Below are 14,229 nucleotides of genomic sequence, written 5' to 3'. Positions count from 1 at the left end.
TAAGTACTCAGTTTGTTATTCTATATTAATTATCTAAATTCCTTTTTAACTAGCTATTTTCTATTTTTTATTTCATAGTTTTTTATTACAGAAAGCTCAGGTTAACGAACAAACTTAACCTGAGCACTGTTAATCTTATTTAATTATTATATCTTCTTTTATATATTTTGTCAATTCATTCAGGTTTTTTCTCAATGATAGTAATATTCTCTAAGCTAATCTTGGTACTATTTTTAATAATATCACCCAATTTAGCTACATCTTGCTTCTTTAAAGCTGTAGTTGCTATAATTAATTCTATCGAATTATCATGAATAAAAGCAATTCCATCTTCATATCCTCTAGCTCGAATTAAGCTCTCTATTTCCATCTCTTTTTCTATATTATTCGTTAACGTTAATAAACGTTCTTGAGCTTTAGATTTTAGACTCTTATCAGAATTGGGATTGTTGATCATTTCTCTTAATAAATTTATCTGTTCACTACGTGCTTGATCTCTATCCATCCTATATTCTATAAAAAAATCCTTTCCTTTATTCTTGTTATCTTTATCTGTTTTCGCAACACTAATTGCCTCTTCTTCCACCTCATTTAAAGCTTGATTTTCACTTATAACTTGGGAGTTGTCTTCTGTTTCATCTTCTATTTCTACATATCCTTCTACTGATGAAACTTCAGCTATATGATCTGTGTCTGCTGGAGTACGATGAATAACTACAGCGCTAACCATTCCAACCCAGATCATTAATACTAGAAACCATCCTGCCCTTCTTTTCAACTCTTGATTAGTTATTATACTAATTATTTTCATTTTAACCCTACCTTTCTTTTGATAATATAACTATCTTATAACTTGGCACCCCCAACCCAACTTTAATTGCTCTGAATAGATTAGATTTTATATATGAGTCTTGGGCACCTTCAGCAACCACTAATACACCTCTAATTTTAGGCTTAACCTCTTTTTTTATCAGTGGTATTTGTTCACCACCTTTATTAAGTAATACTATATCGCTCCTATTTTCGTACTGTATTGTTTTACGATTCCCACCAGCATTATCTTCTTCTATAGTCTCTTGTCTAGAATCTTGATGATTTTTAGCATAAGTATACTCTGTAGCTGAATCTAAAGTGATATCAACAGATACATCTCCCACACCATCTATTTCAGATAATATAGCAGTTAATTTATCTTCAATTATCTCTTCTAAACTAAGATCAGCAGAAGCATAAATTCCAGATTGCTTAGTAGTTAATTTTTTTTTAGAGTTTGATCCTGAAATATCATTTCCAAAGTCACCTAATAACATTAAAAATACACCTGCTAATATTAACACCAATAAATATCGAATAAATTTAAATTGTGATTTGTTTAATAATCCATCTTTCCCAAAGAGATTATTCATCTTAATCCTCCCTTCACTGCTGATTTAAATTGAACTTGAAAATACTCATATATATTAGTTTTTATTACAAAGTTTATTAATTTAAATTTACTAACACTTGATTTCTATCTAAGCCATAAAAACTAGATATCAACTCTTTTAAATTGTTTGTTAATTTATCTGATTTATCAGATAAATTCTCTTGGGACAAATCTACTGTAACTCTTTCTACTCTATTATCTTTAGCTTTAATAATTACTTTTTTTAATTTACCATCAGCTAAATCTATATTTATATTAATATTCTCTAAATCAGAGTTTAATTTTATTAATGCTGCTATTTGATTGGAAATCCTTACTTCATAATCCTCTTGAACCTTCTTATTCTCTTCTCTTAATACCTCTCCTTGAGCTACTATTTCTTCAAAAGGGGGCTTACTATAACTAAATATATTAAATAAACTCAATGAACTTTCCTGAAATCTAAATAAATTAATTATTGGGTTTAAGATTACTAAAATAACAAATAAACCAATAATCATATCAACATCTTTTTTAGTTTTATTATTAGGTAATAACATCTCTATAAAATTAGCAAACAAAATCACTAATACTATATTTCTAACCCAATTGATTAATAAATTCATCTTATCACCTCATCATTACTGTAAAGTTGGCTGTTCCTACCATTATAATAATAACCATAAAGAACATTACACCAACTACAGTAACTGAACCAAAAATCCATAATAAATTTCCAGATAACCTATTAAGACAATCTACAATCTTACTATCAGTTATTGGTTGAATAATTGCTCCAGCTAATCTATAAATAAAGACCAAAGCTAAAATCTTTATTACTGAAAAAGAACAGAAGACAAGAATAATCAACACACTAAATAACCCTAGGGCATTCTTAATCAAAAGTGATCCACCAACGACCATATCTAAAGTACTAGATAAAAAACCACCTACTACTGGTATAAAGCTCCCAGTTAAATATTTGGCTGTTCTAATAGTAACACCATCACTCACGGTAGCAACTGTTCCTTGAGTTACAATAGTAGCTAAAAAAATAGTAGTTACAAATCCCAAAACTCCTCCTAAAACCTGTTTAAACAAACTAGCTAGTCCTGTTACTTTAAAATTATCAGAGATATTATTTACTATATCTAAGACAGTCGATAAAAAAATCAGAGGAAATACTACATTTATAACTAATGTACTCAAACTATTTACAATTAAAAAACTAATTGGATGAAATAAAGCTGCTGAGGTTAAATTCCCCATACTAACAAGCAAAGATAATAAGACTGGTAAAATTGCATGCATTATATCAACCATATATCTAATTGTATCTCTCCCAATCCCTGCTGCAACTTTAAAAGAATTAAGTGCTAAAATAACTAGTACTAAGTAAACAACTCCATTCGCTAGGTTATTTACTTCGTAAGAATCCTCTGTTTGAAAGGTCTTTAATACAGCTACTATTATTGACAGCACTATCAATTGACCTAATAATTTACTATTAGACCATATTTCATCTAGAAGATATCTCAATATACCTCTAACTATCTCTATCATTTTTACCCTAAATCCATCTCTACTAAATAAACTAATAATATCTTTCACACTTATATTTGGTAGATATCCATCTACTTCTTTATTTAATTTATTAACTTCTTCCTCTAATTCCGAGAGATTTAACTTTTCTAATTTTCTTTCTATAACATCTCCAGGCTTAAGAGTTAAATCAGTTTCAGAATCTTGAGCATAAACAAATGAACTAATAACACATATTATCAGAATAGAGAGTAATAATTTCTTCATCTCATCACGCCTTTATGGTAAAAGTTGCATTACTGACTCTAAAATAGCTAACATAATAGGAATACCTAAAATCATAATAAATACTCTGCCTGCAAGCTGAATTTTCATAGCTATATTATGCTGACCTGTATCTTCACAAATTTTATATCCAAATTCAGTTATATACGAAATAGCTATTACTTTTAAAATAGTTCTAAAATAGATCAGGTCTATATTTGCTTTAGTGGCTAAATTCTCCATTACATCAATGATAACAGCAATCTTTCCAATTATCAGAAGTAAGATTATTAAACTAACGACTATACTTGATAAGAGAGCAAATTCACCCTTTGTCTGATGAATAACCACAGCTAAAATAGCTCCTATTATTCCCAATCCGACAATTTGGATTATCTCCACTCTAACTCCCCCCTAAAATCCAAAGATACTGCGTACATTAGTAAACAATTGATTAATCAGCTGAATAATAACCATTAATACAATAATAACTCCTACCAAAGTCAACATTTGTGCCTGCTCCTCCTTTTCAGCCTGTTTAAGTACCATATTAAATACAGAAATTAAAATACCTACACCTGCAATCTTGAATACTAAATCTATATTCAACTTATTACCTCCCATCTTCATAATAAAAAGAGAATGTAACACTTCCATAACTAGTAATAAATGACGAGCAACCAGTAAATAAAGTGACTTCTTAGTTGTAAAGGGGGGTTATGCCAAGTCGATTCGGTAGTACCACGATCAACATTGCGTATAAGATAAAAGAATTTATCTCCCCTTGAAACTTAGTACCAACGCATGACCCAAGGGATCTCCTAAAAGCCACTGAGAGTTAGGAAGATTCGATGCCCCAAGTATGACCTAAAGAACGTCCTTCATACTGCTTCAACATTTCGTAATTAAGATTAAAGAAGTAGTACTAGAGCCGCTTAAATATCGGATAAATTAACTTGTCACCTATTACTAGTCAGTCTTTACTGTGACTTTATATCTATAAGAAACTACTCTAAACTTGAAAATTTATATTATCAAAAGATTAATATCGCTAAAAAAAGCCCCCCTAAAACCCCTAAATATCTCCATAGCTTAACCTTGATCTCTTTCTCATCAAAAGCTTGCTGATACAAATTATCCAATTTATGTTGAGTTAAATTTAAGTATTTAACCTGTTCATCTATACTTGTTTGCCCTAAGTTATAACCAAAATCTAATAATATTTCAATATCTTCATCAACTAAAGCTGTCTTGTTACTAACATTATTAATAGCATTCTGCCATGCATCTTCTGCTATAATTCCAGAATTCAAATTATCTCTAGTCGCCATAAATATATTAGAAATAGGCTCAGAAAAATTCTTCGCTAACTTAGTAAAGGCTTCAGGTAAGGGAGTAACTCCATAACTAACTTCAGTCTCCAACATCTGTAAAGCAGTTTGTAACTCTCTTAATTGCTTTGGCCTTAAGATATATTGTTGAGCCATTAAAAATCCCATCATACTACTACTGATAATTATAATCAAAGCACCTAATAGCTTCATCTATCATCTTCCTTTATATTTTAATAATATTCTCTACTGTTCCAGGTCCTTTCCTACAGCTTAAAATAATAACCCTTTGAAAAAAATGAGAATTGATAACTTCTTTTAAACTAGGTCTAGATCTAATCTCATCTAAGTTACTTCCATGAACAGTAGTAATTATTCTTACTCCAGCATTAATTGCTTCTTGTAAAGCTTTAGCATCTTCTTGTGATCCTATTTCATCTGTAATGATTACATCTGGGGACATAGACCTAATCAATAGCATCATACCTTTAGCCTTAGGACATCTATCTAACAAATCTGTTCTTATTCCTAAATCATTCTGTGCAACACCTTGATATGCTCCACCAATCTCTGAACGCTCATCTACTACTCCAACCTTTATACCCTTAAATTGGAGTTTTGACACCCCACAACTTAACTGCCTAGTTAAGTCCCTAATCAAAGTAGTTTTACCACAACGAGGTGGGGATATTATTAAAGTATTATAAATATCACTTCTGCCTCTAATTACATCCTTAATCACACTATCTGCTGCCCCAATAACCTCTTGACAAATTCTAATGTTAAGTCCGGATATATGCTTAATTCTCTTTATTTCATTATTATCAGAAATTACTTGCCCCACTAATCCAACTCGGTGACCACCAGTTAATGTAAAATAACCAGACCTTATTTCTCCTTGCAATGTAAATAAAGAGCTATCAGTCATTAAATTTAATGTATCCTTAATATCCTTTCCTTTAGTAATATATGCTTCTGAAGTATCATTAATAATTGTACCTGTCTTACTTAAGATTAATTCCCCCCTGACTCTTTCTAAGATAATTGGTTTATTTGCCCTTAATCTAATCTCTATTAGATCATCTATTTTTTTAGGGTTTATATTATTAATAATATTTCTCAAATTAGAAGCTAGTACAGGTAAAATATTCTCTTGTAGAAGTCTATTCATCTTTCTTTTCATAGATACCACCTCTATTAATTAATCATATTATCTTTATGGTAAAAATATGCAAGATACTCAAGACTCTAAAAAAATTTATTATATTTAATAGAATTGAATTCTATAAGCAATTCGCTATTTAATCATAAATCTAATCTTAAACATAAAAAACCTTGTAGCATTTTAATACTACAAGGTTTTACTTAAATAGATTCCTATATTTATTATTTTAAAATATAGATTGCAAGTCTAGAATGAAATTTAATGGGTATAAAGAGACACTTTTAGGTGCTAGGTGATAGGTCATAGGAGTTAGTAAGATCTTTCTATGTCCTAGCTCCTAACGCCTAACTCCGAAACTATCGCATTATCTATCTATAACAACATATTTTCCCACACTCCCTGAAGATAACTATCAAATTTAAAATCCCAGGTAAGGTTATCTGTTCGAATCGAAAAAAGTAGTCTGTAGTCTTTGGTTGAAAACTTAAGAAGTTTTCTTAGCTTTCCATTATATATACCCTAGCTTCCCAAGGCTTAAATTGATTTTCTTTAGCAAAGATTTCTTCTTCATTAGCATAGTTACTCTTAATTAACATCCATTTATGATTAACCTTTTCCAATTTATATTCTACTAAATCACTTGAAATATTTAATAGAATTAAAAATTTATTTTCTTCATCTGCTCTAGTATAAGCTAATATATTATCATCCTCTTTACCATATAGTTCGAAACTTCCTCTTCTTAATGTAGAATATGATTTACGTAAATTTATCATCTCTTTATAATAATTTAAGATAGAATCATTATCTTTTTTCTCTTCTTCTACATTAATACTTTTATAATTTGGATTTACTTTAATCCATGGATCTCCACTAGTAAAACCTCCATGCTCCTGATTATTCCATTGCATTGGAGTTCTACTATTATCTCTATTTCGTTCTAAAAAGTATTCCCAAGCTTTATCTTCATCAATACCAGACTGAAGGGCCCATTCATACCTCTTTTTACTCGCTTGGTCTTTATAATCATCTATATTATCAAATTTAACATTTGTCATTCCTATCTCTTCACCTTGATAGATATATGGTGTTCCCCACATAGTTAATTCTAAGGTAGCAAATAATTTAGCTGATTCTTTCCAATAATCTTTATCGTCACCAAAAACTGATAAGTGACGAGGTAGATCATGATTACTAAAAAATACTGTATCCCAACCATTATGACTTAGTGAATCATACCATAATTTAAAATACTTCCTTAAAGCTAGTGCATCCAATTGCTCCATATGAACATGGCCAAAATGGAATACCATATCAAGTTCATTTCTATCCTCATCTACATAAAGTCTTGAAGATTCAGGAGTAGTGCCACCTGTCTCACCAACAGTCATTATATTAGAATTGCTTAATACCTTCTGATAGAGTTCTTGCAAATAAAGATGAGTCTCTTCAAGATTACGATAATTCTTCTTACCCCATTCCTTCTCAGGTTCAGGAGCATCTGGTAATCCTTCTGGCTTCCCAATATGATGAATTGCATCTAGACGAAAAGCATCTATCCCCTTATCTATCCACCACTGAACAATTTCATATATTTCTTCTCTAACTTGGGGATTACTCCAATTTAAATCAGGTTGTTTATAATAAAAATGATGTAAATAATACTCGCCAGTTTTTTCATCAAAGGTCCAGGCTGAATCTTCAAAATAAGATTCCCAATTATTAGGATCCTTAGACCAGATATAATAATCTCTTTTAGGATTATCTTTTGAAGAACGGGACTCAATAAACCAAGGATGTTCATCTGAACTATGATTTAAAACTAAATCCATCATTACTTTAATATTGCGCTTATGGCATTCTGTTATCAAGCTTTCAATATCACTCATATCTCCAAATTCTTTCATAATACCTCTATAATCAGAAACATCATAACCATTATCATAATTAGGTGATGAACAAAAAGGACTTAGCCAGATTACATCTACACCAAGTTCATCTATATAGTCTAGTTTCGCAGTTACCCCTCTTATATCCCCTACTCCATCACCATTAGAATCGAAAAAGCTCCTAGTATATATCTGATAAACAACTACATCCTTAAACCAATCTGTATTTTTCATTATTAGCACCTCAATAAATTATTATTAGTCAACAGTGACAAATCTAAAATCACTAATTATTCATTAACTCCAGCTACCTCTTTATCTTTTTTCAAAGTGGAAATTAAAACTTTAAATGGATTATCCCCATAGTAGAACCTCATCAAATTGATTCCACCTCTAATTCCTTCATCCAAAATTAGAGTTATATACATACCAAGTAATCCTAAAGAAAATCCAAATATCATAACTGGTGATAACCCAACTACAAAAATAGTGCCAAAAATCTGTGAGTATAGCATCCATTTTGTATCTCCAGTACCCCGAATAGCATGCCCCATTACTACATTAAAGACCTGTAAATTAATATGTAACCCAGATAATCTAAGTAATGGTACTGCTCTAGCAATCACTTCTGGGTCTGAAGTAAATATTCCCGCAAGAAATTTAGGGAATAACATAAATATAACTGCAAAGATTATGGTCACCGCTACAGATAACTTCTGACAATAAAAACCTATATCCCGGGATTTATCAAACTCCTTATTCCCCCAGTGATGACCTACTTTAGTCATCGCTGCCTTGGCAAAACCAAGATAAATATAAAGTGCTAGGGATTGAATACCAGCTACTAATGAGTAAATTCCTATAGTCATCCCATCGATTTGATTTAAAAATCTAACTATTACTAATTGCCCTACATTCCATAATAATGATTCTAAACCACTAGGAATTCCAATACTTAAAGTTTCCTTATATAGATTCCAATCTGGTTTTAATAGAGCCCTTTTGGAGAATTTAAAAGGTAGGTCACTATAAAGTAACACAGCTACAAAAAGACCTATTGCAGCAATAATATTAGAAAGCATTGTAGCCAAAGCAGCACCTTTTAATCCCATAGCAGGCAAAGAAAATTTACCATAGATCAACACCCAATCAAGAAAAATATTACTTAAGCTTTTTATAACTCCAAATACCATAATTGGTCTAGTAGTACCTACTCCTTGGAAGATAGATCCTGCTGAAATCTCAATTCCAAGAAATATTAATGAAATAGCTATAATCTGAACATAGGTTACAGAGTCTAAAAGAATATCTCCTTGAGCTCCAAATAGAGAGAATATTCCTTTAGCTCCAAACTCCCATACTAGAAATAATCCAATTGAGAATACTGTTGAATAAAAGAAAGATGATTCTCCTAATCGTTGTACTTTAGAATAATCCTTCCTTCCAAAATTCTGGGCAACTAACACTGTTAAACCAGTTGCTGCAGAAAAGAAGAAAAAATTCAAAGCATTATAAGGAATTAAGACATTACCAATAGCAGCAAGGTATCGAGAGTCCAGATTTCCTAAAAATGCTCTATCAATCATTATTTGAAAATGCATTACTATATTCTGAATTATAATTGGCAAAGCTATGGTTAAAATCATTTTAAATCTACTAGTCTTATTATTCATTATTAAACCTCCATTCATACCTACCGGTTGGTATGTTTTTGATATTAAAAAATTAAACTTCTAATCTTAAACAATAATTATCAAACAATCTTTTGAACATACTTCCATCTTTTTTGATACTAGGATTTACAAAACTAAGATATTGTAACTGCTGTAAAAGTGCATCCAATTCAAAGGCTAATACTTCTGGATCTAAATCATGACGAAGCTCCCCTCTATTTTGAGCCTTTTTAAATGCTTCAGTTAAAACTCCTATTTTTTGACGGTCCTGCTCATCAATTCTTTTTTGAAACTCTGGATACTTACGCGTCGCTTCATATAAAAAATTATAATAATGTAGAATTGCATCATCCTTATTCGAGTCAACAAGTTCTTGAATGTACTTTTTCTTATCCTTAATAGATTTAAAACCCTTCCAGATCAGACTCTTTATATCTAAATCTATATTCTTTAACCATTTAGGTATACCATTAAAAGCAAAAAAATCTTTTAATACTTGATAATATAAGTCCTCTTTACTATCAAAATAATGATATATACCACCTTTAGTTAATCCGGATTCTTTAGCAATTGTATTAAGTGATGTCCCCTTATAACCTTTTTTTATAAACAATCTAGAAGCAGTCTGTAGTATCTTCTCTTTGCTATCGATTTTGTTCACTCCCCTTTCAGATAAATACTATAATTACTTTCTATATAAATTATAACTAAAGTGATAGAAAAATCAAGTCTATTAAAAATATTTCAATTAAATTTTTGCTCTTTTTTAGGAAGAATTAAATAATCTACAATTATCGCTGTTATAATTCCTACTAAAGTATCTTTTAATCTATAAATACTATAATAAAATGGAGTTATATCATCATATAAATTTATCATTATAGCAATAAATACTATACAAGCAATATTAATAGATTTGTCATAACCAAATTTTTGACAACTTAATACTGTTAAGAATATTCCTAGCCCACATAAAACAGCATTTCCTTGTCCAATAATAGCAAAGCACATACCAATGATAGCCCCAACTATTGTTCCAAATACTCTATTCTGTCCTGCTTTAATAGTATCTACAACTTTTGTTTGGAGAGTAATTACAGCCGCAATAGCTGCATAAAAAAGAGAATTTATATGAAAGAAACCTCCAATTACAATTGATAGAAATACTGCTATCCCTGTCTTAAATGCCTTTTCAAAATTGCTACTAATCAAAACAAAGCCTCCTTTTAAATAAACATTATAATACAAAATTTTAAAATTTGAAAGAGTTTATTGTTATTTATTAGCTTATAAGTAATCTTATTCGACAATAAAAAGACTGCTTCTCTTATTTATGATGATTATATTTCAAATTATTCTCTAGAACTTCTACCATATAATTACCTCTATCAAAAAGAAAAAGGACGCAACTTCTGCGCCCTTCCTAATAGAGTTAAATTTAAACTTAACTCATAATTATATTCAATCTTACTTATTAACTCTTTCCATATATTCACCAGTCTTAGTATCAATCTTTAGAATATCACCTTTATTAACAAATAAAGGAACAGTAACCTCTACTCCAGTCTCTACAGTTACATCTTTTGTTCCACCAGAAACTGTATTACCTTTTACAGCAGGAGGAGATTGAACTACTTCTAGCTCTACCGTATCTGGAACCTCTACACCAATTGGATTATTTTGATACATCTGTACCTGAATATCAGTATTTTCTTTAATATATTTATATGATTCACCAATTTGGTCTACTGTTAAAGTTAATTGTACATAACTCTCTTTATCCATAAAAATAAAATCATCGCCACTACGATATAGATATTGATATTCTCTTGTATCAACATAAGCTTGATTAACCTTTTCTCCAGCTCTAAAACGTTTATTAATGATTCTTCCAGACTCTATCTCTCTAAGTTTAGTCTGTAAGAAAGCACCACCTTTACCTGGTTTAACATGATCATAACTCATGATAGAGTATAACTTACCATCCATTTCAATAGTCATTCCTGGCTTAAATTCACTTGTAGAAATCATTATGTAATCCCCCTTTTAAGTTCGGTGAGTAGTGAGGAGTAAGCAGTGAGCAGTAATTAATAAAATCTTTTACTTTTTACTTCTCACCCCTAACTTTTCACTGCTTTATTATTGTACATTCTCAATTGTTAATTGTCAATTATCAAAAGTTCCTTTGAGGATTCTGTTAAAATCTGACACCCATCCTCTGTTACTACTACTATATCCTCAATTCTTACTCCACCCCAGTTAGGAAGATAAATACCTGGCTCAACAGTCACAACCATCCCTGCCTCTAAAACAGTATCATCTTTGGGCGATAACCTAGGTCCTTCATGTATTTCTAAGCCTACACAATGGCCTAAACCATGTCCAAAATAATCTTTATAACCTGCCTGAGCAATAATATCACGCGCTATCTTATCTACTTCAGATCCCTTTATCCCTGCCTTAATTCCTTTAATAGCTTCTAATTGAGCTCTTAAAACTATTTCATAAATCTCCTTCTGCTTAGGTGTAGCTTCTTCTCCAACTACTACTGTTCTAGTCATATCAGAGTGATAGCCATCATAAACACAACCAAAGTCCATCGTTACAAAATCCCCTACTGCTATCTGCTTATCACTAGCTACTCCATGAGGTAATGCTGAACGTTCTCCAGAAGCAACAATAAAATCGAAGGCGTTGTCTGTAGCCCCTGCTTTTTTCATAAAGAATTCTAACTCTAAAGCTACCTCTCTTTCAACAACACCAACCTTTAGAAAATCTCTAATCATAGTAAAGGCATCATCAGCAAGCTCTACAGCCTTTTTTATCTTCTCTATTTCATCAGAATTTTTTATCATTCTAATTTTCTTAACTATATTCTCAGTTGCCTTCAAACTTACATCTAACTTTTCTTTATAATTTAAATATGTATTGTAATTTTCATAAGTAGCTTCAAAACCCAAAGTATCTATCTTTACTTCCTTAAGCAACTCATTGATTTTATCAAGTTTAGAGCCCTTAAACTCAACCACTCTATAATCTGGAGCCTGCTTTTTGGCTTGCTGAGTATAACGAAAATCTGTAATTAAAATTGCTTCCTCTTGACTAACTAGAACAGTCCCAGCAGTTCCAGTAAAGCCAGTCATATATCTGCGATTTTCAGGTGTATTGATTAATAGTGCATCCAATTCTTTTTCCTTTAATTCTGCTTGTAATTTAGAGATTCTTTTCTTCATCCTATCACCCCTAATTATAAATTGTACATTATTAATTATTAATTATCTTTATTACTTGCTTTAAAGCTAATAGATAACCATCTACCCCCAAACCTGCTATCTGCCCTGTTACTACAGGAGAAATAACAGACTTATGCCTAAATCCTTCCCGCTTATAAATATTACTCAAATGTACTTCAATAATAGGAATATTAAGCATAGCTAAAGCATCACGAATAGCTATACTATAATGAGTATAGGCAGCTGGATTTATAACAATTGCTTCTAATTCTTTTTGAAAGGCATCGTGAATCTTATCTACAATCTGACCTTCACTATTTGATTGAAATATCCCCAATTCTATTCCTTCTTGATCTGCTAGTTGCTGTAAATCATTATTGATATCATCTAGGGTCTTAGCACCATAAACATCAGGCTCTCTGACTCCTAACAAATTCAAATTTGGCCCATGAATTACTAAAATCATCTTTCTCCTCCTAACTCCTCTAAAACTTCTCTAATAATATTATGGGGTAAATCTGACTTAATTACTACTTTACCTATCTCTTCTGCTAAAATAAATCTAAGCATACCATCCTTTACCTTCTTATCCTTAGCCAAGGCTTTGATAATTTTATTAATCTTTAAAGCATCAAAAGATACTGCTAAACCAAAGTCTTTAACAAGCTGCTCTTGCTTCTCTACATCAGCTAAATCTAAGATCCCTAGCTTATTAGCCAACTTAGCTGCTGCTACCATACCAATTGCTACACCTTCACCATGTACAAATCTCTGATAATCAGTTACAGCCTCTAAAGCATGACCAATAGTATGTCCGTAATTCAAGATAGCTCTAATATCCATCTCCCTCTCATCTTGAGCAACCACTTCCGCTTTAATCTCACAACACCGTTTAAGTAGATACTCCATCGTCTCAATATCTAACTCTAAAATTTCTTCTCTCTTATCTTCCAGAAAATGAAAAAATCCTTCATCCCAGATAACACCATATTTTATAACCTCAGCTAAACCAGCCTTAAGTTGCCTCTGCTCAAGAGTTGATAAGACTTTAATATCAGCTACTACTAGTTTAGGCTGATAAAAAGCACCAATTAGATTCTTACCCTGAGGATGATTAACAGCTACCTTTCCTCCTACACTACTATCAACTTGGGCTAAGACTGTGGTAGGAATCTGTACAAAATTGACCCCTCTCATATAAGTAGCAGCAATAAATCCTGCTATATCACCAACAACTCCACCACCTAAAGCTAATATAGTAGAGCTTCTGTCTAAGTTAATATCTACAGCCTGATCATATAAGTCTTTAGCAGTATCTAAAGACTTATACTCTTCACCATCACCTATTTTGGCAATATTTACTTCAAATCCAGCTTCTTTAATAGCTTGCTCAACTTCTCTTCCATATAAACTATCAACCAATTCATTAGTAATAATCATAACCTTAGAACCCAAATTTAGTTCTTTTAAATATTGACCAACTTTAGATAATATATCATAACCTATCTTAATTTTATAACTTCTCTCTCCCAATTCAACCTTAAGCTGCTCCATACTAACCTCCTCTTTAATGTAGAATTGATAATTTATAATGTAGAATTAAAAAAATATTAGTTTTATAATAAAATTTCTAGTTAATAATAATAATTTTATATTTTAATTCAATCTTAAAAACAAACCTCAAAAATATAATTATTTATCCCTACCCTCTATGCTCTTATTGAAGA

The 14,229-nt window shown here is 31.0% G+C and carries 16 protein-coding genes; all 16 read right to left on the bottom strand.

Going from position 1 to position 14,229, the window contains the following annotated elements; translation table 11 throughout:
* Positions 1-175: 175 nt before the first annotated feature.
* The 16 genes from OREMA_RS0114390 to aroB all read right to left on the bottom strand — a co-directional run bounded on the left by OREMA_RS0114390 (position 176) and on the right by aroB (position 14,056).
* Positions 176-811: a SpoIIIAH-like family protein gene (locus OREMA_RS0114390; protein WP_018249948.1), complete on the bottom strand. Its 636-nt coding sequence runs from the start codon at positions 809-811 to the stop codon at positions 176-178.
* Between the two features lie 7 nt (positions 812-818).
* Entirely contained in the window at positions 819-1,406 is a 588-nt protein-coding gene (locus OREMA_RS0114385; RefSeq protein WP_018249947.1) for a hypothetical protein, read from the bottom strand.
* 76 nt (positions 1,407-1,482) lie between these two features.
* Positions 1,483-2,031 (bottom strand): stage III sporulation protein AF, encoded by a 549-nt coding sequence (gene spoIIIAF, locus OREMA_RS0114380; RefSeq protein ID WP_018249946.1) that lies wholly within the window; start codon positions 2,029-2,031, stop codon positions 1,483-1,485.
* 4 nt (positions 2,032-2,035) lie between these two features.
* Entirely contained in the window at positions 2,036-3,214 is a 1,179-nt protein-coding gene (gene spoIIIAE, locus OREMA_RS0114375; RefSeq protein WP_018249945.1) for a stage III sporulation protein AE, read from the bottom strand.
* A gap of 12 nt (positions 3,215-3,226) precedes the next feature.
* Positions 3,227-3,613 (bottom strand): stage III sporulation protein AD, encoded by a 387-nt coding sequence (spoIIIAD, locus tag OREMA_RS0114370; protein WP_018249944.1) that lies wholly within the window; start codon positions 3,611-3,613, stop codon positions 3,227-3,229.
* A 12-nt stretch (positions 3,614-3,625) separates the two neighbouring features.
* Positions 3,626-3,820, bottom strand: coding sequence for a stage III sporulation protein AC (gene spoIIIAC / locus OREMA_RS0114365; RefSeq protein ID WP_018249943.1), 195 nt, complete (start codon positions 3,818-3,820; stop codon positions 3,626-3,628).
* A gap of 425 nt (positions 3,821-4,245) precedes the next feature.
* Positions 4,246-4,755 carry a stage III sporulation protein SpoIIIAB gene (gene spoIIIAB, locus OREMA_RS0114360; protein ID WP_018249942.1) on the bottom strand — a complete coding sequence of 170 codons (510 nt, stop codon included), beginning with the start codon at positions 4,753-4,755 and terminating at the stop codon, positions 4,246-4,248.
* A 13-nt stretch (positions 4,756-4,768) separates the two neighbouring features.
* Positions 4,769-5,725, bottom strand: a complete 957-nt coding sequence (gene spoIIIAA / locus OREMA_RS0114355; protein WP_018249941.1) for a stage III sporulation protein AA — start codon at positions 5,723-5,725, stop codon at positions 4,769-4,771.
* A 479-nt stretch (positions 5,726-6,204) separates the two neighbouring features.
* The gene (locus OREMA_RS0114350; RefSeq protein ID WP_018249940.1) at positions 6,205-7,830 is read right to left on the bottom strand and encodes a glycoside hydrolase family 13 protein; all 1,626 of its coding nucleotides are present in this window, start codon (positions 7,828-7,830) and stop codon (positions 6,205-6,207) included.
* A gap of 56 nt (positions 7,831-7,886) precedes the next feature.
* On the bottom strand, positions 7,887-9,269 hold the full coding sequence (locus OREMA_RS0114345) for an MATE family efflux transporter (RefSeq protein ID WP_018249939.1): 1,383 nt from the start codon (positions 9,267-9,269) through the stop codon (positions 7,887-7,889).
* Between the two features lie 52 nt (positions 9,270-9,321).
* Positions 9,322-9,930 (bottom strand): TetR/AcrR family transcriptional regulator, encoded by a 609-nt coding sequence (locus OREMA_RS19345; RefSeq protein ID WP_018249938.1) that lies wholly within the window; start codon positions 9,928-9,930, stop codon positions 9,322-9,324.
* Positions 9,931-10,013: 83 nt separating this feature from the next.
* Positions 10,014-10,481, bottom strand: a complete 468-nt coding sequence (locus tag OREMA_RS17905; protein ID WP_018249937.1) for an FUSC family protein — start codon at positions 10,479-10,481, stop codon at positions 10,014-10,016.
* 255 nt (positions 10,482-10,736) lie between these two features.
* Positions 10,737-11,300, bottom strand: a complete 564-nt coding sequence (gene efp, locus OREMA_RS0114330) for an elongation factor P (RefSeq protein WP_018249936.1) — start codon at positions 11,298-11,300, stop codon at positions 10,737-10,739.
* Positions 11,301-11,428: 128 nt separating this feature from the next.
* Positions 11,429-12,502: a M24 family metallopeptidase gene (locus OREMA_RS0114325; protein WP_018249935.1), complete on the bottom strand. Its 1,074-nt coding sequence runs from the start codon at positions 12,500-12,502 to the stop codon at positions 11,429-11,431.
* 31 nt (positions 12,503-12,533) lie between these two features.
* Positions 12,534-12,968, bottom strand: coding sequence for a type II 3-dehydroquinate dehydratase (gene aroQ / locus OREMA_RS0114320; RefSeq protein WP_018249934.1), 435 nt, complete (start codon positions 12,966-12,968; stop codon positions 12,534-12,536).
* On the bottom strand, positions 12,965-14,056 hold the full coding sequence (gene aroB / locus OREMA_RS0114315; RefSeq protein ID WP_018249933.1) for a 3-dehydroquinate synthase: 1,092 nt from the start codon (positions 14,054-14,056) through the stop codon (positions 12,965-12,967). Before aroB ends, aroQ begins: the two co-directional genes overlap by 4 nt.
* Positions 14,057-14,229 lie beyond the last annotated feature (173 nt).

The sequence above is a fragment of the Orenia marismortui DSM 5156 genome, assembly GCF_000379025.1.
GTDB lineage: Bacteria > Bacillota > Halanaerobiia > Halobacteroidales > Halobacteroidaceae > Orenia > Orenia marismortui.
Note: the sequence above shows the minus strand (reverse complement) of the source record. Positions and strands in the feature narration are given on the sequence as shown.

Bases quoted from the DNA above. Each gene is read 5' to 3' on its own strand.
- OREMA_RS0114390 (WP_018249948.1), bottom strand. From the start codon at position 811: ATGAAAATAATTAGTATAATAACTAATCAAGAGTTGAAAAGAAGGGCA.
- OREMA_RS0114385 (WP_018249947.1), bottom strand. From the start codon at position 1,406: ATGAATAATCTCTTTGGGAAAGATGGATTATTAAACAAATCACAATTT.
- spoIIIAF (WP_018249946.1), bottom strand. From the start codon at position 2,031: ATGAATTTATTAATCAATTGGGTTAGAAATATAGTATTAGTGATTTTG.
- spoIIIAE (WP_018249945.1), bottom strand. From the start codon at position 3,214: ATGAAGAAATTATTACTCTCTATTCTGATAATATGTGTTATTAGTTCA.
- spoIIIAB (WP_018249942.1), bottom strand. From the start codon at position 4,755: ATGAAGCTATTAGGTGCTTTGATTATAATTATCAGTAGTAGTATGATG.
- spoIIIAA (WP_018249941.1), bottom strand. From the start codon at position 5,725: ATGAAAAGAAAGATGAATAGACTTCTACAAGAGAATATTTTACCTGTA.
- OREMA_RS0114350 (WP_018249940.1), bottom strand. From the start codon at position 7,830: ATGAAAAATACAGATTGGTTTAAGGATGTAGTTGTTTATCAGATATAT.
- OREMA_RS0114345 (WP_018249939.1), bottom strand. From the start codon at position 9,269: ATGAATAATAAGACTAGTAGATTTAAAATGATTTTAACCATAGCTTTG.
- efp (WP_018249936.1), bottom strand. From the start codon at position 11,300: ATGATTTCTACAAGTGAATTTAAGCCAGGAATGACTATTGAAATGGAT.
- OREMA_RS0114325 (WP_018249935.1), bottom strand. From the start codon at position 12,502: ATGAAGAAAAGAATCTCTAAATTACAAGCAGAATTAAAGGAAAAAGAA.
- aroQ (WP_018249934.1), bottom strand. From the start codon at position 12,968: ATGATTTTAGTAATTCATGGGCCAAATTTGAATTTGTTAGGAGTCAGA.
- aroB (WP_018249933.1), bottom strand. From the start codon at position 14,056: ATGGAGCAGCTTAAGGTTGAATTGGGAGAGAGAAGTTATAAAATTAAG.